At 66.4% G+C, this 19,953-nt stretch carries 24 protein-coding genes and 2 pseudogenes; 14 read left to right on the top strand and 12 right to left on the bottom strand.

Going from position 1 to position 19,953, the window contains the following annotated elements; all coding sequences use genetic code 11:
* Window positions 1-136: 136 nt before the first annotated feature.
* Entirely contained in the window at window positions 137-760 is a 624-nt protein-coding gene (locus VFZ09_RS12565) for a transposase (RefSeq protein ID WP_329727801.1), read from the bottom strand.
* A gap of 115 nt (window positions 761-875) precedes the next feature.
* Here VFZ09_RS12565 and VFZ09_RS51615 point away from each other — a divergent pair.
* Window positions 876-1,222 (top strand): annotated as a pseudogene (locus VFZ09_RS51615) (hypothetical protein); the annotation flags it as partial.
* Window positions 1,223-1,416: 194 nt separating this feature from the next.
* On the opposite strand, the gene VFZ09_RS12575 reads toward VFZ09_RS51615, so the two are convergent.
* From VFZ09_RS12575 to VFZ09_RS12585, 3 genes are all read right to left on the bottom strand, one after another.
* Complete coding sequence (locus VFZ09_RS12575) at window positions 1,417-2,040, bottom strand: LamG domain-containing protein (protein ID WP_329727779.1); 624 nt, start codon at window positions 2,038-2,040, stop codon at window positions 1,417-1,419.
* A 294-nt stretch (window positions 2,041-2,334) separates the two neighbouring features.
* A complete protein-coding gene (locus VFZ09_RS12580; RefSeq protein ID WP_329727780.1) occupies window positions 2,335-4,029 on the bottom strand; it encodes a metallophosphoesterase in 1,695 nt (564 codons plus the stop codon).
* A 403-nt stretch (window positions 4,030-4,432) separates the two neighbouring features.
* Window positions 4,433-4,819, bottom strand: coding sequence for a protein kinase domain-containing protein (locus tag VFZ09_RS12585; protein ID WP_329727781.1), 387 nt, complete (start codon window positions 4,817-4,819; stop codon window positions 4,433-4,435).
* Window positions 4,820-4,957: 138 nt separating this feature from the next.
* On the opposite strand from VFZ09_RS12585, the pseudogene VFZ09_RS12590 reads away from it, so the two are divergent.
* From VFZ09_RS12590 to VFZ09_RS12625, 8 genes and pseudogenes are all read left to right on the top strand, one after another.
* Window positions 4,958-5,384 (top strand): annotated as a pseudogene (locus tag VFZ09_RS12590) (NUDIX hydrolase).
* 52 nt (window positions 5,385-5,436) lie between these two features.
* Entirely contained in the window at window positions 5,437-5,607 is a 171-nt protein-coding gene (locus VFZ09_RS12595) for a hypothetical protein (protein WP_329727782.1), read from the top strand.
* 2 nt (window positions 5,608-5,609) lie between these two features.
* On the top strand, window positions 5,610-6,110 hold the full coding sequence (locus VFZ09_RS12600; protein WP_329727783.1) for a VOC family protein: 501 nt from the start codon (window positions 5,610-5,612) through the stop codon (window positions 6,108-6,110).
* A gap of 51 nt (window positions 6,111-6,161) precedes the next feature.
* Entirely contained in the window at window positions 6,162-6,827 is a 666-nt protein-coding gene (locus VFZ09_RS12605) for a dihydrofolate reductase family protein (protein WP_329727784.1), read from the top strand.
* The gene (locus tag VFZ09_RS12610; protein ID WP_329727785.1) at window positions 6,827-7,015 is read left to right on the top strand and encodes a hypothetical protein; all 189 of its coding nucleotides are present in this window, start codon (window positions 6,827-6,829) and stop codon (window positions 7,013-7,015) included. The genes VFZ09_RS12605 and VFZ09_RS12610 overlap by 1 nt, the downstream gene beginning before the upstream one ends.
* A complete protein-coding gene (locus tag VFZ09_RS12615; protein WP_329727786.1) occupies window positions 7,005-7,571 on the top strand; it encodes a hypothetical protein in 567 nt (188 codons plus the stop codon). Before VFZ09_RS12610 ends, VFZ09_RS12615 begins: the two co-directional genes overlap by 11 nt.
* Window positions 7,565-8,134: a DUF2380 domain-containing protein gene (locus VFZ09_RS12620; RefSeq protein ID WP_329727787.1), complete on the top strand. Its 570-nt coding sequence runs from the start codon at window positions 7,565-7,567 to the stop codon at window positions 8,132-8,134. The genes VFZ09_RS12615 and VFZ09_RS12620 overlap by 7 nt, the downstream gene beginning before the upstream one ends.
* Window positions 8,131-8,601 (top strand): NUDIX hydrolase, encoded by a 471-nt coding sequence (locus VFZ09_RS12625; protein WP_329727788.1) that lies wholly within the window; start codon window positions 8,131-8,133, stop codon window positions 8,599-8,601. The genes VFZ09_RS12620 and VFZ09_RS12625 overlap by 4 nt, the downstream gene beginning before the upstream one ends.
* Window positions 8,602-8,685: 84 nt before the next feature.
* Here the strand turns inward: VFZ09_RS12625 and VFZ09_RS12630 are convergent, their stop codons facing one another.
* From VFZ09_RS12630 to VFZ09_RS12650, 4 genes are all read right to left on the bottom strand, one after another.
* Window positions 8,686-8,865 carry a hypothetical protein gene (locus VFZ09_RS12630; protein WP_329727789.1) on the bottom strand — a complete coding sequence of 60 codons (180 nt, stop codon included), beginning with the start codon at window positions 8,863-8,865 and terminating at the stop codon, window positions 8,686-8,688.
* Between the two features lie 263 nt (window positions 8,866-9,128).
* Window positions 9,129-10,007 carry a hypothetical protein gene (locus VFZ09_RS12635; RefSeq protein WP_329727790.1) on the bottom strand — a complete coding sequence of 293 codons (879 nt, stop codon included), beginning with the start codon at window positions 10,005-10,007 and terminating at the stop codon, window positions 9,129-9,131.
* 926 nt (window positions 10,008-10,933) lie between these two features.
* Entirely contained in the window at window positions 10,934-11,536 is a 603-nt protein-coding gene (locus VFZ09_RS51560; RefSeq protein WP_349257906.1) for a transposase zinc-binding domain-containing protein, read from the bottom strand.
* A gap of 186 nt (window positions 11,537-11,722) precedes the next feature.
* Entirely contained in the window at window positions 11,723-12,910 is a 1,188-nt protein-coding gene (locus tag VFZ09_RS12650) for a cytochrome P450 (protein WP_329727791.1), read from the bottom strand.
* 308 nt (window positions 12,911-13,218) lie between these two features.
* Here VFZ09_RS12650 and VFZ09_RS12655 point away from each other — a divergent pair, with 308 nt between their 5' ends.
* The gene (locus tag VFZ09_RS12655) at window positions 13,219-14,151 is read left to right on the top strand and encodes a hypothetical protein (RefSeq protein ID WP_329727792.1); all 933 of its coding nucleotides are present in this window, start codon (window positions 13,219-13,221) and stop codon (window positions 14,149-14,151) included.
* A gap of 23 nt (window positions 14,152-14,174) precedes the next feature.
* Complete coding sequence (locus VFZ09_RS12660) at window positions 14,175-15,404, top strand: hypothetical protein (protein WP_329727793.1); 1,230 nt, start codon at window positions 14,175-14,177, stop codon at window positions 15,402-15,404.
* Window positions 15,405-15,575: 171 nt separating this feature from the next.
* On the opposite strand, the gene VFZ09_RS12665 is transcribed toward VFZ09_RS12660, so the two are convergent.
* Together VFZ09_RS12665 and VFZ09_RS12670 are read right to left on the bottom strand one after the other, a co-directional pair.
* Complete coding sequence (locus VFZ09_RS12665; protein WP_329727794.1) at window positions 15,576-15,707, bottom strand: hypothetical protein; 132 nt, start codon at window positions 15,705-15,707, stop codon at window positions 15,576-15,578.
* A 58-nt stretch (window positions 15,708-15,765) separates the two neighbouring features.
* Window positions 15,766-16,923, bottom strand: coding sequence for an SMP-30/gluconolactonase/LRE family protein (locus tag VFZ09_RS12670; RefSeq protein WP_329727795.1), 1,158 nt, complete (start codon window positions 16,921-16,923; stop codon window positions 15,766-15,768).
* A 58-nt stretch (window positions 16,924-16,981) separates the two neighbouring features.
* Between VFZ09_RS12670 and VFZ09_RS12675 the strand changes: the two genes are divergently transcribed.
* Complete coding sequence (locus tag VFZ09_RS12675) at window positions 16,982-17,905, top strand: LysR family transcriptional regulator (RefSeq protein ID WP_329727796.1); 924 nt, start codon at window positions 16,982-16,984, stop codon at window positions 17,903-17,905.
* A 142-nt stretch (window positions 17,906-18,047) separates the two neighbouring features.
* On the opposite strand, the gene VFZ09_RS12680 is transcribed toward VFZ09_RS12675, so the two are convergent.
* Window positions 18,048-18,299 carry an anti-sigma factor family protein gene (locus VFZ09_RS12680; RefSeq protein WP_329727797.1) on the bottom strand — a complete coding sequence of 84 codons (252 nt, stop codon included), beginning with the start codon at window positions 18,297-18,299 and terminating at the stop codon, window positions 18,048-18,050.
* Between the two features lie 5 nt (window positions 18,300-18,304).
* Window positions 18,305-18,949 (bottom strand): RNA polymerase sigma factor, encoded by a 645-nt coding sequence (locus tag VFZ09_RS12685; protein ID WP_329727798.1) that lies wholly within the window; start codon window positions 18,947-18,949, stop codon window positions 18,305-18,307.
* A gap of 168 nt (window positions 18,950-19,117) precedes the next feature.
* Here VFZ09_RS12685 and VFZ09_RS12690 point away from each other — a divergent pair, with 168 nt between their 5' ends.
* Both VFZ09_RS12690 and VFZ09_RS12695 read left to right on the top strand, forming a co-directional pair.
* Window positions 19,118-19,627, top strand: a complete 510-nt coding sequence (locus VFZ09_RS12690) for a DM13 domain-containing protein (RefSeq protein WP_329727799.1) — start codon at window positions 19,118-19,120, stop codon at window positions 19,625-19,627.
* Entirely contained in the window at window positions 19,624-19,770 is a 147-nt protein-coding gene (locus VFZ09_RS12695; RefSeq protein WP_329727800.1) for a hypothetical protein, read from the top strand. The genes VFZ09_RS12690 and VFZ09_RS12695 overlap by 4 nt, the downstream gene beginning before the upstream one ends.
* Window positions 19,771-19,953: the final 183 nt, after the last annotated feature.

The raw sequence follows: 19,953 nt of genomic DNA on the forward strand, positions 1-19,953 counted from the left end.
TGAACATCGCTTGGGTGGTGCGGCCGGCCTTGGACTTCGTCCTGCACTGGAGCCGCTGGCGACGCCGCCATCAGGCCATCGCCAAACGCTGCCATTACCGACGCAGAGACCCTCGCGCCAAAGTCCCACTGTAGTACTAGGGCGCCACGCTCGCCTCCTCCTCTGCTGCTTGGGGGACCAGAAATGGCCGCAGTCGCGCGCCTGGAGCGAAGACGCCATGGAACCTCGTGAGGTTTGCCCGAGGCGGAGGCACCAGGGACGCCACACGCCGTAACAGTTCCAGCCCGGTGAAGAGCAGGTGCGTCGTACCGTCCGGCAGCGGGCGCTTCATTTGGTAGGCGATGCGGCCATCCTCCGCTCGTGACAAACGCTCCAGCGCCAGTGCACCGCGCGCCCCGTAGCGGCCTGGCCGCTCCAGACCCTGCCTGTCGTTGGCGTGCAGGTGCGTGTTGGCGTGCAGGGAGAAGCCCTCCAGGAAGGCGCATCGGGGCTGCTTTCGGGGAGGGGGCCGCACGTCCACCTCCGTCCAGCGCAGCCGCCGCTGCGGGGAGTGCGCCTGGTACACCTGCAGTGCATCCTCGGGGCCTTGCGCGGGCAGGGCTCCTCTTTTCTCCAGCAGGCGCAGCACCCGGTGGCGCACGACCTTCAGCAGCCGCTCCACCTCGCCTTGCGTGGGCGGCGGCAACGGCTCGAAGCGCACGCCGCCCTCCCGCGGCACGAAGACACCGTCCGGCACCAGCGCGTGGAAGTGCGGAGTCACCTGCAAGGCGGAGCCGAAACATCCGTCAGCATGGACAGCGTGTGTGACGGGTTCGAGCGCGCGGAGTGGGCACAGGCGTCGGAGACCGGGTTGAGCGTCAAGTGGAACAGCGCCACCGGCCGGTGGGGTGCAGGGCCGTCCCTTCCTGTACGACGCGAACTTCTCCTCCGCCAACGGCGAGTCGTCCTGCGCCAGCTGCCACATCTTCGGAGACAAGGACGAGCTCGCCTGGGACCTGGGCAACCCGGATGACGAGGTGGCCACCAACCCCATCGACAAGCGCCTCGCGAGCGCCCTGGAGATCGGCGCGTTCGATCTGTTCACCGGCCACCCGGGCTCGCCCATCAACGGGGCGCCATGCACTGGCGGGGTGACCGCTCCAACGGCTTCTTCGGCGTCGATACGAACGATGAGGCCACGTCCTTCAAGAACTTCATCGTGGCGTTCGAGGGGCTGCTCGGCTGGCCAGCAAGGCGGGCCAGGAGGTGACCTTCACCGCGGTTCCGCCGGGCTCTGGCGTGCGCATCGCGCTCGACCGCAACCGGGACGGCAAGCTCGACGGCCAGTAGCAGGCGCTGCTGCACGTCAGGCTCCGCCTCCGGTCCTGCCGGAGGCGGGGGCCATTCGAAGCCGGGAGGGGGCCCGCTACGCCCGACCTACTCGCCGGGCCACCAGTCGTCGTGCTCGAAGTTCTTGCAGGCCCCGAAGCGGCCGCTGTTGAAGATGCTCTGGATCTCCGTGGAGGACAGCGCCCGCTTGTAGAGAGAGAACTCGTCCATGCCCATCTTGATGGAGCCCGAGTTGCTCAGCGAGCTCCGGCCAAAGCGCAGAGGGGCGGTATTCGTCAGGTCTCCACTGCGCGCCAAGGGGCTGAAGGTCCCCGCCGGCTGCCCATCCACGTAGAAGTTGATACCCGTCGACGAAACGCGATTCACCGTGACAGCGACATGATGCCAGTGGTCGTCGTTGGGAATGGCGATCGTGGACACCCAGTTGGTATACCCACCATCCGCGAGCTGGAGGACCATCTTCCGGCTCTGGAGTGCGATGTGATAGCCGCGGTACGGAGACATCATCCGCTTGTCCAGCAACGAATAGCTGAGCGTGTAGGCCTCTGCGCTGGACAGCCGGCCCCACCCCTCGAAAGAGAGGTTGGTGGTACCGAAGTTCAGGCTGGAATGGTTCGGCACCTCGACGTAGTCATCCACTCCATCGAGCTGCCACGCCCTCCGCACCCATCCATCGACGAAGAGGACTCCGTTGGCGGGGATGGCATACACCGTGGCGTCTGGTGCAACACCGCGTACCAGCGCCAGACGGCTTGCGCGACGCCGCCCGGCGGCTCGGCGCGGATCCGCTGCGATGGCGTGGCGAGGTCCGGTGCGCCCCCGGGCCCGGTACGGGACTCCTCGGAGGCGCCACGGCCCAGCACGGGGTGGATGCGTTCTTCATCCAGCCTCCGATAAGGATTGAGTCGTGGAAGCGCCCGGTGCGGAGGCTGGCGAACGGCGCTGGCGTACGTGCCAGCCCCCGCTGGGCTTCGCGCGCGATTGGGATTCCGGGGAGGCCGCGCTTCAGCGCAGATCGTACACGTACTCGTAGTAGCGCGAGCAGCCGGTGCAGACGTCGAAGATGCCGTTGAGGTTGCTGGCGGCGTAGAAGGTGTTGTTGTACTTCACCCGCAGGCTCCCGCCCCCGAACTGGTCGACGGCCATCACCCACACATACATCTTCCCGTTGACGAACCGGGTGACGAGGAACGTGCCGTAGTGGGCGGAGCCGCTGGTGAAGACGGGCATCCGCCTCCCATCGGAATAGGGCCCGGTCTCCGTGTAGCGCCCGTAGGTTTCATGCCAGTGGCCGGCGAAGAGGGCCGTGACGGGGTAGTCGTTGAGGATGCTGGTGAAGGCGGAGTTGCCCGCATCCGCGCCGTAGTCGTGCATGTTCAGGATGATCTTCTTGCCCCGGCTCACGGCGTTGGACACGTCGTTGCGCAGCCAGCTGATGGCGGAGTTGATCGTGAAGTAGTCCTGCCGGGCCGAGCTGTAGTTCCAGCCGCTCCAGCTCGTCGCGTAGCTGGGGAAGTTGTTGAGCTGGACGAAGTGGACGTTGCCGATCTCCCAGGAGTAGCCCAGGCTGCCGCTGTGGTCCCGCCGGTTGTTGGGGAAGCTGTAGTAGGTGCCGCTCTGGGAATAGTCGAACGAGAGGGGGTTGAGCGTGGCGGCCTGGTCCTTGAGGTACCAGACCATGGTGGACGCGCAGCCATTCTGGTAGCAGTCGTTGACGTTGTTCTGGTAGTCGTGGTTGCCCAGACCCAGGTAGACGTTCATCTTCAGGCCGTGCTCGTAGTAGGAGACGTAGTCACCCAGGTCCGGGCCTTGATCTCCGAACTCGGTGAGGTCTCCGTTGACGACGGTGCCGCCGAACCGGTAGTCGCCCAGGTAGCTCTTCACGGTGTTGATGGCGTTGGTGAGCCGGGCGTTGTACAGCCGTCCGATGTCCTCGTCCGAGTACCCGGCGAAGAGGCTCCGCTCCTGCGCGCACAGGCTGCTGGAGCTGTCGTCCGAACAGTAGCCCCAGGAGAACTGCGGGTCCGAGGCGAAGATCATGAAGTAGTCGTCCATCCAGAAGTCGGACCACTCGAACGAGGAGATCATGTCGTTGTACAGGTCTCCGACCCAGGGCGTGTCGGAGTAGTAGGTCCTGGCAATTCCTGTCTGGCCGCCGTGCTGGAAGGCGCGCACGCGCATCCCCTTGGGGACGCGGAGCGAGGAGTACGCGTCGTTCTGGAAGGAACTCGAGCCTCCCTCACAGAACGCGTTGGAGTCTCCCCCATAATTGGTATCCGCGTAGGCGAAGAAGCAGAACTGCAAGCTTCCCGTGCTCGTCCGCACCGTGAAGTCGCCCTCCCGGCCATCGGAGTAGGTCGCGGCGACGACGAAGTAGTTGCCCGCGTTCAGGCTGAGTGTCAGCCGGCTGTTGACGCCGTCCCCGCTGTCATCGTCGGAGTAGACCTTGGGCGAGAAGGGGTTCGAGAAGTCCAGCACGTAGAGGTACGTGTCGACGCTGGCGGACTCGAGGTCGAACTGCACGGTGGATGCCTGGGGGAGCTTGAACAGGAAGTAGGGGTTCGCGGCGCTGGTGCTCTGGCCCGCGGAGCGGGTCCAACCACTCTTCTTCTCGGCCGCATGGGCCGCTCCGAGGGAGAGGAAGAGCGCGCCGAGCAGCACAAGCCCCAGGCGAGGGAGGGAGGGGAGCGGGAGGTTCATGGGGATCCTTGGTTGGAAGGAGTGGATTCATAGACCAGAACTGGAAAATTTTCATTGCTTGAAATAGTTGGAGTAGCAGGAATTCACGGAGCCTCTCCCCCTGAAGAGCCGCCAAGGCCACTGGTAGCGTGAAGCCCCCCGATTCCCAGAGGAGCACCATGAAGGAATACAAGGCCAGTACGCTCACCCGTGCATCCCCCGAGAAGATCTGGACCATCCTCGTCGGCGTATAGGCGGGAGAGAGGCCATGTGGAGGGTGAGGGCTGGAGCGCAGGTGCCTTGGCCCGAGCGGCTTGAGCCTCAACACCACGCGGCCTGGGGGGGCCTCGCGCCGGGGCCAGTCTCGCACCTGCAGTGGGCAGGCCCAGGTGCTCCACAATCGTTCTCACCCCTCCTGCTTCCTTCACGTACGCCAGCACTCGCCGCCTGCCTCCAGCACGAGGCCACCGCACCGGCGGGCACACGGGTTCTCCGTGAGGGCGTACTGCTCCAGCGTCATTCCCTCCACCCACTCCATGACGATGTAGAAGTAGCCCAGCTCTGGGTCCGGCCACCGCCCATACCCCAGCACCCGGACGATGTGGGGGTGCTTGAACTTCTGGAGCAGGGACACCTCCATGAGGCCCCACTCATCCAGCTCGCGGGCACGGAAGAACTTGAGGACGAAGAAGGGGCCCGCGCACTCGGCCTTGAAGACGAGTCCCTGTCCGCCATCGCCCAGCTTCTCCAGGAGGCGGTAGTTGCCAACACTGTTCCCGGACTCGGGCTGCTTGAACGGCGGAAGTTGCATGGAATGAGTCTACCTCCAAAGTTGGAGGGGAGCACGACCCGGCTCCCAGATAGGCTGAGTAAAGCCGAGAGTGAGGCAGGCCGGATGTTGACGCGGAATGAAGTCATACGCATCGTCGCAAAGAACATGAAGAGGGCGATGAGTGACGGAGGTGTCTGGCGGGGGAACATCAGGGCTCGCCTGTATGAGCGGGTCCGCGAGCGCGGTTACGATTCGCTCACCGCCTTCGCCGAGGCACGCCCTGCCGTCCCGCTGTACGTGCTGGCCGATGAGCTTGGCAAGGACGACGTCGCTGCGGTGCAGGTGTTCATTGGTGCGCGATGTGCTCGTACGAGAGCTCGCCGAGAGCCTCCCCGAAGGCTGGCCGGCTGTGATGGACGACGCCAACCGTTTCAAGGTCGCTGAGGCGCTCGGCTCTTGGTTTGCCTATACCCCAGAAACCCACCGGGAGCGCGCCGATCAGGTCATGGCAGCGCTCCGTGCCACGCCACCACCGCCCGGCTGGCGCCCGCTCGGCCCCGACGACGAGTTGCTCCTGGCGCTCCTTCCTGACGAGGAGGTATGAGTTTCGCCCCAAGCCGGACTTCTATCTGGCGCTGTTCGGCTGGACCAAGGGCATGACCATGCCGATGGACGAGATGGGCGACTATCAGTTCATCGAAGCCGGCGGCGTGGCCATCGGCGCGATCACGCAAGATGTTCAGGAAATACCAGGCGGGGAATTTGCCTTCACCGCCACCGACCCGAGCGGTGCAATGCTCGGCTTCGTAGGCCCGAAAGGAGCATGACCATGACGACCCATGACAAGGCGCTGATCTGCCTGTGGTACGAGAAGGACGCGGAAGCCGCCGCGCGCTTCTACGCCGGAATCTTCCCCGACACTTCGGTCGGCAAAGTCCACCATTCGCCGGCGGACAACCCGTCGGCCAAGAAAGGCGAGCCGCTCACGGTCGAGTTCACCGTGCTCGGCATCCCCTGCCTCGGCCTCAACGGCGGCCCGCACTTCAAGCAGAGCGAGGCGTTCTCCTTCCAGGTCATCACCGAGGACCAGGAGGAGACCGACCGCTACTGGAACGCCATCGTCGGCAACGGCGGGCAGGAAAGCATGTGCGGCTGGTGCAAGGACAAGTGGGGCGTCTCGTGGCAGATCACCCCGCGCTTCCTGGCCGAGGCGATGAACCAGGGCGACAGCGGACGGGCCAGGCGTATCTTCGAGGCGATGATGAAGATGAAGAAGATCGACATCGCCGCGCTCGAGGCCGCCGCCGACGCGGTTCCTGCGGAGGCCTGAACCGCATGCCTTCCCCTCCCGCTTGAGGGCGGGGCAAACGATGGAGCGACCATGCCACGGAAGATCATCGGCGCCGCCTTCCTCTCGCTCGACGGCGTCATGCAGGCGCCGGGCGGACCGAACGAGGACACCATGGGCGGCTTCGCCCATGGCGGCTGGCTGACCTCGGTGTTCGACGAGGATCTCGGCAGCAAGATCGACGAGTTGTTCGACCAGCCGTTCGACCTGCTGCTCGGTCGCCGGACCTACGAGATCTTCGCCGCCCACTGGCCGTTCATGCCGGACGACGATCCGATTGCCGCGACTTTCGCGCGCATCGACAAGTATGTGCTCACCCGCTCCGATGCGGCGCTCGAATGGAAGGGCAGCCATCGCCTGGCGGACCTCGATGCGCTGGCGGCGCTCAAGGCGGAGGATGGCCCGAACCTGGTGATCCAGGGCAGCTCGACGCTCTACCCCCAACTGCTCCGCCGCGGTCTGCTCGACCGGCTCGACCTGATGATCGCGCCCGTCGTGCTCGGCGGCGGCAAGCGGTTGTTCGGCGACGGCACGCCGCCGGGCGAGCTCCGACTGGTCGAGCACCGGCTGTCGCGCAACGGGATATCGATGGCGACCTACGAGCCGGCAGGGGAGCTGCGAACCGGCTCGTTCCAGGTGCCGGAGCCGAGCGAGCGCGAGCTCAGGCGGCGCGAGAAGATGGCGGACGGGACCTGGTGATGCTCGCGCTCTACGGCCACCCGTTCTCGTCCTACACCTGGAAGGCGCTGATCCCGCTCTACGCGAACGGGACCGCGTTCGAGCATCGGGTGGTCGGCAACTACCTGGCGCGCATGGAGGCCACCGGATTTGCGCTGCGCCTGGGGGCCTTCGCTTCCGTGGGCCTGGGGGTGGACCATGCGCGCTGAGTCGCCAGGATTGAGGTGGACGGGGCTGCTGCTCGCCCTGTCCCTGCTGTCCAATGCCTGTGCGTCGCTGACGTCACCACCCGGCCGGTGGACGCACCTGCGCTACACGCCACACGAGGCCGCCGCGCCCGCATGGGCCGGAGACCCGGGCGAGGAGTCCGCGCCCGAGCCCGAGGGTCCACAGCGGCTGCACCGCCGCCAGGACGTGCGGGAGGCGGTGACGGCGGTGGGCCCTGGCGGCACGGAGGAGACTGCGCAGCAGAGCGCCCTGGCGGCCCACCTGGCGGTTCGCGGTGCCCTGCTCGACGTGACGGGCTCCACCCGCGACCTCTCCGGGGAGCTGTCCAGGTTGCGCAAGAGTCACTGGGGCATCGCCGGCAAGGCCGCTGGCCTCTTCGTGCCCTCCATCGAGTATGGCCAGAGCCAGTTGCGGTGGTTGGACGCCGAGCTCGCCGCCGCCACCCGGCTGGCCCACGCCGCCGCGGAGGTGGAGGACCCGGACATGCAGCGGGCCCTGCTGCGTCTGGCGGGCCCACGGTCGGGGTGGGCATGGTGATGGGCAACAACGGCGTGATGATGGGCACGCGCATTGTCGTCTCCGCCGAGTGGGTGGAGATGATGCAACGGCTGGTGCGCGAGGGCGTCCTCTCGCTGCCCGCCATCAGCGCCGCGGTGCGGATCCAGGCCAGCCAGATGATGATGGCGCACGGCGAGCTGCCGCGCGGCGTGCGCGAGGCGCTCGGCGACGGGCCCGAGGTGCGGGGCATGCGCGTGACGGACAGCGCGGGGGCCGGCATGGCCGAGCCCCCGCGGCACCACGTCCTGCCCAAGGAGTTCCGCGAGTGGTTCGAGAAACGCGGCTTCACGGGCGACATGGACATCGACCAGTTCTGCGTCAAGCTGGAGCAGGCTCACCACCAGGCCATCCACGGCGGGGGCGACTGGAAGCTGGGCCGCACATGGCCCGGTGAATGGAACCGGATGGTCATGAAGGCGCTGTATGATGCCGAGACCAGAGCTGGCCGGATGTTGACGCGCAATGCGATCTTGAGAATTGTCGCAAACAACATGAAACGCTACAGGAGCCCGATGAATTTCGTCCCGTGGAGAGGACCATGAGCGACGGACGTGCCTGGCAGGGCAACATCAAGGCGCGCCTGTATGAGCGGGTCCGCAAGCGCGGCTACGACTCGCTCACCGCCTTCGCCGAGGCGCGTCCCACCGCTTCGCTGGTGGAACTGGCGGACGAGCTTGGCCCTGATGACATCGCGGCAGTGCAGGTGTTCAGCGGGTTGGTTGCCGAGGCGGAGCGAAGCGGAAAGGTCTCGCGTCTGGTGCGCGGGCAACTCGTGCGCGAACTGGCCGAAGCACTCCCAAACGGCTGGCCGGCCGTGCTGGATGACGAAGCCCGTTTCGCTGTCGCCGAGGCGCTCGGCCTCTGGTCTGCCTACACCCCTGAAACTCATGAGGAGCGTGTCAGGAAGGCCGGCGATGCGCTCCTCGCCACCCCACCGCCGCCAGGCTGGCGTCCGCTGGGCCCTGACGACGAGTTGCTGCTCACGCTCCTGCCCGACGAGGAGGTCTGATTCTCCGCCGTTCCTCCAAGAGAGAGCGCGACGACGGACGAGACAGAGGGTCCGGGCGAGCCCAGCGGATAGGGCAGTCGACGGCTACTGAGGAAACGTCACGTTGCCGAGGGTGACGGTGCGCTGGCGCTCCGCGTCCCACAGGACGAGGGTATAGGAGCCCCGAGCCTCCTTCTGCGTGGCGAGCAACTCCACCACGACGCGGCCCTGCTTGCCCTCCTCTCCTGGCGCAGCCAGGAGGATGGGCATGCTCACGAGCTTCATCCGGTGAGCTCTTCCCGCTCGACGCCATCGCCTTGCCGCACGAGGCCTTCCAGGGGGCTCCCGCCTCGCCTCCCTCTTGCCTGCGTGAGGCCGCCTCGACCGTCAGGACTCCTCCTCCGCTTGACGCCATGCACGCAGCGGGCCGCCACTCTCCTGGGTGATGGCACGTTGCCGTCCCATCACTCGCCGTGGCACACCACCACCGGCGCGATGCCCATCAACCAACTCGCCCACGCGTCCATCAACAATCCTGCGCGGTAACACTAGCGCCCCGAGCGCGGTCGTAGAGGCGGCAGGGGAGTATCTGCGTTTGCGAGCACGTACTTGTAGACGTCGCCGTCGGCGTTGCTGATGCCGCAGATCAGAAAGAGTGCCCCGAAGCACCCCTCTGTCTCGGACAACTTGAAAGGGGACAGAATGTGCTGATTGCTCCCAATCCGCTCTAGTTCCTCGTCGTCGTTGACAATGCAGATCTCGTAGACCCAGCCCACCGTTCCTGCAGGAAGCGTCGCAAACTTTTTCGCCGCCTTCCTCTCGGCACGAGTCATCCCATTCTTGTGGATAGCCTCGGGCGTATCCCCCGAGACTGCATGCCAAGCCTCAAGGTCCAGCAAGTAGTCCTGTCCCTTGGTCCGGAACTGGATGTCCGCTGACTTCCCCCCTTCCCCGATAGGCGCCTCAAACTCGCGGACGTCCGCGCCGACACTTCGTAACCGAATGGCATGATTTGCGTGGGCGATCACTGACCACATGCTGGGGTCTTTCTCATCCCACGGAGCGTTCCAGAGCGGATTTAGCACCTTCTGGAGGCCTCTCGTGTTCGCGAACATGGCCACGAAAACGTCAATCTCTGTGAGCATCTGACGAGCAACGCTCTTCGCTGCTGGATGCGCCTCTGGATGCCCGGCGAGGAACAACGCAAGGGGTAGGTTGATGTTGTGCAGGAATCGGCTGGTGCGCTTCCCCTCGAAATCGAGCGATTGTTCCCTCTTCACGCTCGTTCGCGGGTATTCCTGCGGCAGCAACTCCCTAAGGTGCGGACATACCGCAAGCCCGCGCTTTATGTTCAAATAGAACTCCTCGTCGTCGGGCAATGATGCGCTCATTTTGGCGTCGGCCTTTCTGCGTTCGAGGACCCTCATCTGGGCTTCTTCCGGGGATACGCCGGGGTACGATCCCGTCAAATTCGCGTGCACGCCGGTTCGTGTCCTTGTTGCTCTGGCGGACACAGCACCCCCACAGCATCCCGCTCGGCTTCCGAGTGCTCCACCCGGGCAGTCAGGTAGCGTATCCGGGCCCCCTCCGACCCATCAAGGCCCCTCTGGGCTTCCTGTAGTGCCCACTCCGCCCGCTGGAGTCTCGTCTCGCCGCTTGCTGCTGCCTGTTCCCACCCAAGGACCCACCTCCCAGAATTTGGACTCAGATTTTTCCGGGGACATACGAGCCCCCCTCGAAGCCGAGATTTCCCCCGTGCCCCCGGGGGTTCACGTGAGTACGCATCAGGCTCCCACCCCATCCAAGGGAAGGCCCCTGGGAGGCGCCAGGAACGACGCGAGCCGGGGACCGGGCGGGGGCCCCAAAGGGGAGACCGGAACGAGGGCCTGAAGCAGGGGCTTTCGCGCCTCTTCAGGTCAGGCTCACTGCCTCACCGAGTTCCGATAACAGGTGCCGCAGCGCTTCTGCCAACGGTTCTCCACCTTGCCTGCCACAGCTCTCACATGGCTGCTGCGTATAGGCGGGATAGAGGCCATGTTGAGGGTGAGGGCTGGAGCGCAGGTGCCGAGGAGGACCGCTGACAGGGGCCGTCCGAGCAGAGAGCCAAGCGGGTGGACAGGCCGCGCAGCCCCTTGAGGTACACGACTGTCCAGGCCGCGCTCCCATGGGGTGCGTGGCTGGGGGCGGGCTCTCTTGGCCCGGGCGGCTTGAGCCTCAACACCACGCGGCCTGGGGGGGCCTCGCGCCGGGGCCAGCCTCGCACCTGCCGTGGGCAGGCCCAGGTGCTCCAGAATCGCGCGCACCCCTGCCGCTTCCTTCACGTACACCAGCACTCGCCGCCTGCCTCCACACCTCACGCAGGCCAACACCTCCACCGCGAAGGTCCTTCGTAGACACCGTCCGGCACCAGCGAGTGGAAGTGCGGAGTCACCTGCAAGGCGGAGCCGAAGAACTGGATGAACGACACGGCCCCGGCCTGCCCACCGCGCAGGCCCTGCCGCCGTGCCCTTCGGCACTGCAGGGCAAACACTGCGCGCAGGAAGACGGTGAGGACGTCCGAGAGCAGTCCCACGTCCTTGAGCAGCACCCACCGGACCCGGTGCGGAAAAGACAGCGTCCACTGCCGGAAGGGCACGTGCGGCAGCACCTGCTCCACCAGGTGCATCGCCGTCACATGCGCCCGCTTCGCACCACAGGAGGGGCACACCCCTCGTCCCTTGCACGAGAAGGCGACGAGCAGTTCGTCCTTGCAACTCTCGCAGCGCACCCGCGCGAAGCCATGCGCCAGCACTCCGCATTCCAGGTACCTGGCGAAGTCCTGCTCCACATACCGGGGCAGGCCGCGCCCTACCTCGCTGGCTTCCGCCAGCAATGTGGCCAGGTTCTCCCGCACCGCCTCATACAGCACCGTCCCCTCCGGCTGCCTTCGCCGGTACGCCCACCCGTGCGTTCCCACCTACCCCTCCCCAGCCACACCTCGCCAGGGCACACGCTACCGTTCGCCTCCCACGGGCCCCCGTGGAGCCCCTGCCTGCTTGTGGCATCGGGGCCTATGAGAGCAAGCTACAGCAGACCCGCGCTGGAGGCGGCAGGTTCGATACCCGCCGCCTCCCCTCCGCGACGCCTTCCTCCCAGAGGGGGTTCAACCGCCGGCAGGGACGTACCGGAGCGGCAGTGCGACGGGCCCGCGCGTCGTGAGCGCGCACTGGTATTGAATGGTCCCCGGCATCCGCTCCACCCGCTGGAAGCGCGCGAGCACCGTCTCCAGGACGATCCGCACCTCCATCCGAGCAAGCATCGCACCCAGACAGAAATGAGCGCCTTGTCCGAACGCGAGGCCGCCCTGGGCGCCCCGGTTCAGGTCGAAGCGATCCGGCTCCGGAAATTTCCGCTCGTCTCGATTGGCGGAGGACATGAGCGGGAACACCATCGAGCCTCGCGGAATGGTCACCCCCGCGAGCGTGACGTCGTCGGCCGCGATCCGGGGAACCCCCGGCGCCACGCCGTCGTAGCGGAGCATCTCCTCGATGAACGACGGAATCAGCGAGGGCTCGGCCCGCAGGCGGGCCATCATCTCGGGATGGTCGGCGAGGAAGAGGAGCGAGTTGCCGAGGAGGTTCGTGGTGGACTCCAGTCCGGCGATCAAGAGAAGGATGAGGAAGTCCTTGAGCTCCACGTCCGTCAACCGCTGTCCCTCCACCTCCGCGCGCAGCAGCTCGCTCACCGTGTCGTCCGAGGGCGCGCGGCGCCGCTCTTCGAGCACCTTCTCCACATACGCGGTCAGCTTCGCGATGGTGCCGCGAATGCGCTCGGCGGCCTCGGGAGACGCGGGGGTGGGAGTGATCGCGACGATGTCATCGGACCACTGCTTGAAATAGGGAAGGAGCTGGTAATCGAGCCCGAGGAGCTCGCTGATGACATACGCGGGCACGGGCAACGCCAGCGTCTGGATGAAGTCAGCCCCGTCCACGAGACCGCTCGCGAGCCGCTCGGCGGTGGCCCGCACACGGGGCTCCAGGCGGGCGAGGGTGGGGGGGCCGAACGCACGCAGCAACAGCGCACGCAGCCGCGTGTGCTGCGGCGGATCCCGGGTAATCATTGAATTGGCCATCGGGTTGTAGCCCACCCAGGCCGGCTGCCACGCCACCGTGAAACCCGACGACGAGAAGAGGGACGGGTTCTTGAGAACGAAGAGCACGTCCTCATAGCGGGACACCGCCCACATGCCATGCGGCTCGACCTGACACACCGGGCTCAGGCGCCGCAGCTCCGCGTAATAGGGATAGGGATTCGCGAGAACTTCGGGTGACATCAAATTGATGGGAGTCATGGTGTCTCCTTGGGATGGACCCCAGAAGGGTGTCCGGCGTCACCGCCGTGCGCGTTCGCCGGACCGCAGCGCGTAGACGCGGACATAGTCGAACTCGGCGGTGAAGTCGCCGGAGACGGTGTCAAAGGACTCGAAACGAGGGCCGGAGACGGTGTCCGGAGACGGTGTCAAAGGACTCGAAACGAGGGGGGCGAGGGAGAACGAGACCTGACGTGGACGGGTGAACCCACTGGTCTCCGAGTCTTTCCGAGGAGTTGCGGTTGGCCCGAGGGGTGCAAAGTCCTCGCGATTGTAAGGAGGGGAAGGGGATGGGCTGGCCGCTGAGAATGTTCCAGGAGGAGGGCTACTACTTCGTGACGTCCCGGTGTTTCCAGGGACGGCTGCTGCTGCGACCCAGCGCGGAGGTGAACGAGGTGGTGGGAGGCGTGCTGGCAAAAGCCGTCCAGCACAGCGCCGGCAACGTCCGGCTGCATGCCTTCACCTTCGCCTCCAACCATTTCCACCTGCTGGTGTGGGCCCGAGGCGCGGCGCTCGCCGGCTTCATGCAATACCTGCGAGCCAACCTCTCCAAGAAGGTGGGGCGGTGGGTGGACTGGAGTGGAGGCTTCTGGGAGAGACGCTACTCAGCGGAGCCGGTGCTGGACGACGCGGCGCTGGTGGGGAGGTTGCGCTACGTGCTGGCCCATGGAGTGAAGGAGGGCCTGGTGGAGAAGAGTGCCGAGTGGCCGGGACTCACGTGTCTGGCGCAGTTGCTGGGGCCGGCGAGGCGAGTGTTCCAGTGGTTCAACTGGACGAAGCGCTGGAGCAAGAGTGGGAGCGAGGACAGGGGCGCGGGGGAGGGGCGATTCGCCGAGGAAATCGCCGAGCCGGTGGAGTTGGAGGTGGCGCCGCTGCCGTGCTGGGAAGGGTTGGGGGAGGAGGAGAGGCAGAGAGCGGTGCGGGGACTGGTGGAGGGGGTGGAAGCGGAGGCTCGTGCACGGAACACGCCTGTGTTGGGGGCGCGAGCTGTGAGGGCACAGCACCCGCATACCCGGCCCGAGCACCTCGAGCGCAGCCCGCGGCCGTTGGGGCATGCATCGACGCGCCAGGCGTTGACGGAATTGCGTGAGCGGTACCGGGCCTTCGTCGCGGCGTTCCGAGAGGCGGCGGCTCGGTGGATGCGAGGGGATTTCTCGGCCAGCTTTCCGCTCTTCTCTTTTCCGCCGCGTGTCGTGCCAGCTCGACTCACTCGATTTCTCTGACACCCTTTCTGGAAATAGATAGAGTGCATCGCATCATGCACTTGCTCGCCGTGTTGCTCGCCGCAGCCGTCCTCCAGGCTGCGCCTGGGGACAAACTCTTCGTCCAGGCTTCTGCTCTCAACTTGCGCGCGAAACCCAATGCCCGCGCTACCATTCTGAGGCAGGTGCCCATCAGGACGATGTGCTCGGTCGTCTCATTGGGTCCGGAGGGGTGGGTGGAACTCGAGTGTTTCCGGTCGCGAGGCTTCGGGAAGCTCGAGCTGCTCGACACCACGGCGCCGACGGCTGGGCGGTTGCTCGAGGCGAGCAAGGCGCCGGGCCTTCCGCTCTCCGAGTCGCTGAACCTGCTACAACGTGCTGTCACACTCGGAAACGGAACAGAAGAGGTGCGGAGGGCGTTTCGCGACCAGTTCTGGAATGCGGAGTTCGACCGGCTCGTGCGCGCACGTGAAGCGAATGACATCATGAAGTCCGCCCAGGTCGTGAGTTGGCCTGAGGACTGTGGGCGCCCGGACTGGTGCGTCAAAGCGGCGCTCCGGTCCCCGTTCGACGGCATCTGGAATGAGGTCCGTGTACAAGGAAGTGATGTGCTGCACGCGCGTCTCTTCGAGGATGGGCTTCTCTGGTTGCGCTCGGGGAGGCTCGACACCGACAACCGCACCGTGACCATACAACTGGAATCCCTGACCGTGCCGGACGGTGAAGTGCTGTTGGCACTCGGAGCGGCGGGAAGAATGAGGGATGCGTGTCGCGCTCCCATTGACGGGGTCGACGGAACGCTCTGCGGGTACAGTGACAACGATTATACCAACGGCATGTCATGCCCGGCTCAAGCCAGTGTGTGCATGCAGCCCGCGGTGGGCCGCTGCGATGAATGCAAGACCGCCTGTGCGAGCCCCTGCGGCGATTGTCGGCTCAAGTGTGGAACGCAGAATCGTGAGGAGTGTGTGAGGGGCTGTCTGGAAGCCACGCGCTCATGCGAAAAGCTATGTCAGGACAAACTCGATGACGCATACACATCCTGCAGCGCCAAAGAGGAGGTTTGCAGCAACGCACTGTCAGAGAAGATGAACCGTACGTGTGGTGCGGCCTGCACGCAGGTGGACGAGTGCGTCTCCTCACGCTTCAAGCAAAACCCTGGCGTCCCGCGCGGCATGTGGGACAAGCAGGGAAGTCAGATCATCATGAGCTGCGCCGCCCAATTGTCCAAGAGTTGCCAGCACTGGTGCCTCGATAAGTACCAGGAACACTGAGCAGGCGACCGGTCGCCGAGGACGGGGGTCCGAGGACGGGTGTCCGAGGACGGGTGTCCGAGGACGGGTGTCAGACGATTCGTAGGGACAACGAGTTCTTTAAAACACCCTCCCGGGCGTGTCGTGCCGGCTCGCCTCGCTCGAAGTCTCTGACACCCTTTCCGGCTCGACTCACTTGAATTCTCTGACACCCTTTCTGCCAAAGGAGGCGCTCTCCGCGTAGGCGGCCATCACCTCCTCGGCCGTCCAGTGGCGCGAAATCCAGATGGAGAGGGCGAGCCCGTGAAAGTGCCAGTTCAGCATGGGGGCTCGCTCGTGCGGAATCCCTGCTGGCGCAACCCGGGGGACGGGCGAACCGGGTTCAACCCGGACCGAGGTGGAAGCGATAGATGCGGTAGGGTTTGCCCGCCCGGAGCCGCTCGGGCTCCGGCGGGCGCAGCAGCGGATCGATGTACGAGGGGATGCCGCTGTCCGTGAAGAGCACGTCGCCATTGGCGGCGAGATGGACCCCATCCGCCCAGACGACCTGCCCCAGCCGCACGAGCGTCTCGAGGTGGCCCGCGGTGTCGACCCGGGCCACCCCGCCGTTCTCGACGTCCGTGATGAGAATGCTCCCGTCGGGCGCCACCTCGATTCCATCGCTCAACGGCTTCGGGCCCACCTTCTCCACGCCGCGGGCGAGCTCGCCAGGGGACAGACGGGCGTCGAGCAGGTGCGCCGTGCGCACCCGGTACAACGTGTCATGGCTCATCGTCGCGAAGTAGAGCCAGTCGCCGTCCGCGCTCAGCGCGAGGCCATCCACGCCCACCTGGAACGAGAGCAACCCGAAGCCGATGCGATAGGGCCCCGAATGCGTGCGGATGACCCAGTCCTGCGGCTGGGTCGATGGATCTCCAGCCAGCACCTCGCGTGCCGACCACGTCTCCACGTCGACCACCAGGAGCGATGCGGGGGTGAACCGGAAGGCGCCGGTGTCGGCGAGGAACAGCGTCCTGCCATCCGGCGAGACGCGGAGATCCTGTGCGAAACGGCCCACCCCCGGTGGCAGCTCGCGATCGAGCACCTTCCGGTTCGACGCGAGGTCGTACGCGATGATGCGCGTCTTCTCCCGCTCCAGCGTGGCTGGCGACGTGAGCCAGAGGTGGTTGCGCGTGTCGACCGTCATGCCGAACACGAAGCGGAGGTCCTGCTGCGATGCCGCGTCCGGAAAGGGCCGGGGCTCGCCGCCGACGAGCTCGAACAGGTACGCGTCCGTGAAGCGATGGGATTGGGAGAACGGGTGCGTGTTGAAGAAGATCCGGCCATCCCGCGAGCCCGTCACGTTGCCCGGGGGCAGCTCCAGCTCCACCAGCACCCGCACGTCCTGCTCCGCCACGAGCGGCTTCGTGCTCACGTCCGGATAGGGCTGTCCGAGGCCATGGCGGAGCTTGACGAAGGCCAGCGCGAGCAGGACGGCGGTGACGAGGACCAGGGCGGCCCGGCCAAGGAAGCGGTACGGGTTTCGGCGTTCGCGTTTCATGGGGCACTACCCTACGCGCGAAGCTGCTCACGCGTTCATCGATGGATATGATGTGGACATGAATGAGATCGATGGTTCGAAGATCGATCTGAACCTGCTCTCCGTGCTCCACGCGCTGCTCTCCGAAGGGAGCGTGACACGCGCGGCCCGCCGTCTCGGTGTCGGCCAGCCCGCCACGAGCCACGCGCTCGGCCGTCTGCGCGAGCTGTTCGCGGATCCGCTGTTCGTTCGAGCGGGCCGGCAGCTCGTGCCCACGCCGCGCGCCGAGGCCCTGCGAGAGCCTCTGGCGCGGCTGCTCTCGGAGGCGTCGAGGCTGGTGCGGCACGAGACGCTCTTCGAGCCGCTGCACACCTCCCGGTCCTTCTTGCTCGTGTGTCCCGACCTGCTCGCCCCGGTGGTGCCGAGGCTCGTCATGAAGCTCGGCGCCGAGGCCCCGAAGGCGCGGTTGGAGGTGGTGCTCCCGCGCCCCGATGACGCGCGCGCTCTCGAGGAGGGCCGCGTGGACCTGGTGCTCGTGCCGACCCCTCGCGAGGGGCCGGGGCTCGTTCAACGTGGGCTCGGAGCGGTGCGGTTCGTCGTGGTGGCGCGCAGGGGCCATCCGCTCGCCCGAGCGCGCAAGCTCACCCGCGCGGGCTGGGCCTCGCACCCGCACGTCCTCGTCCGCACCGGGCACGGGGGCACCCACCTCGTCGGCACCGAGCTGGAGCGTGCGCGGTTCCAGCGGAGGATTGGACTCGTCGTTCCCACGTTCCTGTCCGCGCTGGTGGCCGTCGCCGAGACCGACCTCTTCTTCACGGCGCCGCGAGAGCTCGTCTCGCCCCTCGTGGAGCGCTTCGGGTTGACGCTCCTCGACGTCCCCATCCCCCTGGCGGCCGTGCCCGTCTCCGCGGTGTGGCACGAGCGCTTCCACACCGAGCCCGCGGCGAGGTTCTTTCGTGAGCTCGTGCTCGGGGAGCTCACGGCCGTCCTACGAGGCCGATGACGGGGGCGCGGCGAAGGCAAGCCGGAACGGTGTCAAAGGACTCGTTCCGACATCTCGCCCCTGACGAATCGTCTGACTCTGACACCGCTGCGCGGCGAGGCGAGGGTTCCCTCTTTTCCGCCGCGTGTCGTGCCGGGGCGCGTCACTCGAATTCTCTGACACCCTTTCCGCTCCAGGCGCGGTAGTGCTCGAGCAGCGCCTTCCTCACCTGGGGCGGTGGAGGCTCCTCGGGCAGCTTCCCGAGCGTGGCGATGGTCACCCGCATCTGCCGCACATACCGGCGGCAGTGCGGGCACACCGCCAGGTGACACCGGAACGCCACCCGCTGCCTCCACTCCATCTGTCCCTCGAGATACCGGGTGACCAACTCCGTGACTTGCTGGCACGTCAGCATGGGCCTCACCTCGCTTCCCCGAAGCGTTCCTCCAGCGCCCGGCGCAGCTTCGCCCGGCCCCGGTGGAGCAGCACCCGCTGGTTGGACTCGCTGAGCTGGAGAAGCTCACGGACCTCCTCCGCCTCCAGCCCCTCCACGTCTCGCAGCGTCACCACCGCACGCTGGTTGGCTGGCAACCGCGCCAGGACCTCCTCGATACACTCCATCGCCTCGCCTCGCAGCACCAGGGCCTCCGGGCTCTCCACTCCCCAGGGTGAAGGTGGTACCGCCCACATCCCCGCGGCAGTGAAGCGCCCGGGTTCCTCCACCGGCGCTTCCTCGGCGGGCCCCAGCGCCGAGAAGGGCAGGCTCCGCCCCTCCTTCGCCGCCCGGCTGCGCGCCCGGTTCAGCAGGATGTGGAACATCCAGGTCTTCAACGAGCAGCGCCCCTCGAAGCCCGCCAGGCCGTCGAGGATCGCCAGCCAGGTGTCCTGGACGGTCTCCTCGGCCACCGAGCGGCTGCCCACCAGGGGGAGGGCCAGGCGCAGGAGCCGGAAGTGGTACGTGTCCACCAGCCTCGCAAAAGCCGCCTCGTCCCTCCTCAACAGGCGTTGAACGAGCTCCTGGTCACTGTCACTCCCGAGCCACGCTGTCTCTCCAAGCGTGCGCATCTCCGACCCCCCGGTCCATGCGCTTCTGGTTCACGAGATGGCCTCGCTCTTCCTCGGGCTGTAACGCGTGGCCTCGAACGAAGACATCTCCTTCAGAAGGTACGAGGCGCTGTCCCGGTCCGCAGGCAATACAGCCCGCTCCGAGGACGGCGAACGCAGGGAGTCCCTATGAGCAAGCAGACAATGAGAGGCGCCCGGATGCTCCTGGTCGCGGTGAGCGCGCTGGGGGTGAGCACGCCCGTCTGGGCACGGCAGGACACGGCGATGAAGCACGGGGAGATGTCCCAGCACGGGGAGATGTCCCAGCACGAGGAGGGCCCCACGCGGCTGCGCTCCGGGCTCTTCAAGGGACTGGCGCATGAGACGTCCGGCTCGGCCAGCGTGTACCAGCTTCCGGATGGACGGAGAGTGCTCCGCCTGGAGGAGCTCCACACGTCCAACGGGCCCGACCTGCACGTCTACCTGGTGGAAGGGGATGACGCCTCGGACGATGCGGCCATCCAGGCGGGCCGCTTCGTGTCGCTGGGGGCACTCAAGGGGAACATCGGCAACCAGAATTACGAGCTCCCCGCGAACCTCGACCTCGACCGGTACCGCTCGGTGAGCATCTGGTGCAAGCGCTTCGGGGTGAACTTCGCCGCGGCTCCACTGTCGGCCCGCTCCGGTGAGGCGTCATGAAGAGATGGCTCTGGTGGCTCCTGGCCATCGTGGCGCTGGTCAGCCTCTGGTTCCTCTTCCGGCCAGAGCGCCTCGTGATCGACGAGAAGGTGGACGAGCCGCTCTCATTCGAGCTTCGGGCAGCCCCTCGGCGAGCAGGCTGACCCTCACATTCCACACTCAGCCTCTCTTCCTGAACAGAACATCACAGCAAGGAGAGGCTGAACGTGGATGTCGCAATCTATTGGAGTGACGTCGTCGACGACTTGAATGCCCGTGATCACTCCGGGACTCCCATCCTGGCGGATCAGGCGGGGCCGACTCGGACCGCACGAGCGGGGGCGCTC

Origin of the sequence: Archangium sp., assembly GCF_036277355.1 — a bacterium.
GTDB lineage: Bacteria > Myxococcota > Myxococcia > Myxococcales > Myxococcaceae > Archangium.

Excerpts from the sequence above, each read along its gene's own strand:
- VFZ09_RS12580 (WP_329727780.1), bottom strand. The coding sequence starts at position 4,029 with ATGAACCTCCCGCTCCCCTCCCTCCCTCGCCTGGGGCTTGTGCTGCTC.
- VFZ09_RS12585 (WP_329727781.1), bottom strand. The coding sequence starts at position 4,819 with ATGCAACTTCCGCCGTTCAAGCAGCCCGAGTCCGGGAACAGTGTTGGC.
- VFZ09_RS12595 (WP_329727782.1), top strand. The coding sequence starts at position 5,437 with ATGACCATGCCGATGGACGAGATGGGCGACTATCAGTTCATCGAAGCC.
- VFZ09_RS12600 (WP_329727783.1), top strand. The coding sequence starts at position 5,610 with ATGACGACCCATGACAAGGCGCTGATCTGCCTGTGGTACGAGAAGGAC.
- VFZ09_RS12605 (WP_329727784.1), top strand. The coding sequence starts at position 6,162 with ATGCCACGGAAGATCATCGGCGCCGCCTTCCTCTCGCTCGACGGCGTC.
- VFZ09_RS12610 (WP_329727785.1), top strand. The coding sequence starts at position 6,827 with ATGCTCGCGCTCTACGGCCACCCGTTCTCGTCCTACACCTGGAAGGCG.
- VFZ09_RS12615 (WP_329727786.1), top strand. The coding sequence starts at position 7,005 with ATGCGCGCTGAGTCGCCAGGATTGAGGTGGACGGGGCTGCTGCTCGCC.
- VFZ09_RS12620 (WP_329727787.1), top strand. The coding sequence starts at position 7,565 with ATGGTGATGGGCAACAACGGCGTGATGATGGGCACGCGCATTGTCGTC.
- VFZ09_RS12625 (WP_329727788.1), top strand. The coding sequence starts at position 8,131 with ATGAGCGACGGACGTGCCTGGCAGGGCAACATCAAGGCGCGCCTGTAT.
- VFZ09_RS12630 (WP_329727789.1), bottom strand. The coding sequence starts at position 8,865 with ATGAAGCTCGTGAGCATGCCCATCCTCCTGGCTGCGCCAGGAGAGGAG.
- VFZ09_RS12635 (WP_329727790.1), bottom strand. The coding sequence starts at position 10,007 with ATGAGGGTCCTCGAACGCAGAAAGGCCGACGCCAAAATGAGCGCATCA.
- VFZ09_RS12650 (WP_329727791.1), bottom strand. The coding sequence starts at position 12,910 with ATGACTCCCATCAATTTGATGTCACCCGAAGTTCTCGCGAATCCCTAT.
- VFZ09_RS12655 (WP_329727792.1), top strand. The coding sequence starts at position 13,219 with ATGGGCTGGCCGCTGAGAATGTTCCAGGAGGAGGGCTACTACTTCGTG.
- VFZ09_RS12665 (WP_329727794.1), bottom strand. The coding sequence starts at position 15,707 with ATGCTGAACTGGCACTTTCACGGGCTCGCCCTCTCCATCTGGATTTCG.
- VFZ09_RS12670 (WP_329727795.1), bottom strand. The coding sequence starts at position 16,923 with ATGAAACGCGAACGCCGAAACCCGTACCGCTTCCTTGGCCGGGCCGCC.
- VFZ09_RS12675 (WP_329727796.1), top strand. The coding sequence starts at position 16,982 with ATGAATGAGATCGATGGTTCGAAGATCGATCTGAACCTGCTCTCCGTG.
- VFZ09_RS12680 (WP_329727797.1), bottom strand. The coding sequence starts at position 18,299 with ATGCTGACGTGCCAGCAAGTCACGGAGTTGGTCACCCGGTATCTCGAG.
- VFZ09_RS12685 (WP_329727798.1), bottom strand. The coding sequence starts at position 18,949 with ATGCGCACGCTTGGAGAGACAGCGTGGCTCGGGAGTGACAGTGACCAG.
- VFZ09_RS12690 (WP_329727799.1), top strand. The coding sequence starts at position 19,118 with ATGAGCAAGCAGACAATGAGAGGCGCCCGGATGCTCCTGGTCGCGGTG.
- VFZ09_RS12695 (WP_329727800.1), top strand. The coding sequence starts at position 19,624 with ATGAAGAGATGGCTCTGGTGGCTCCTGGCCATCGTGGCGCTGGTCAGC.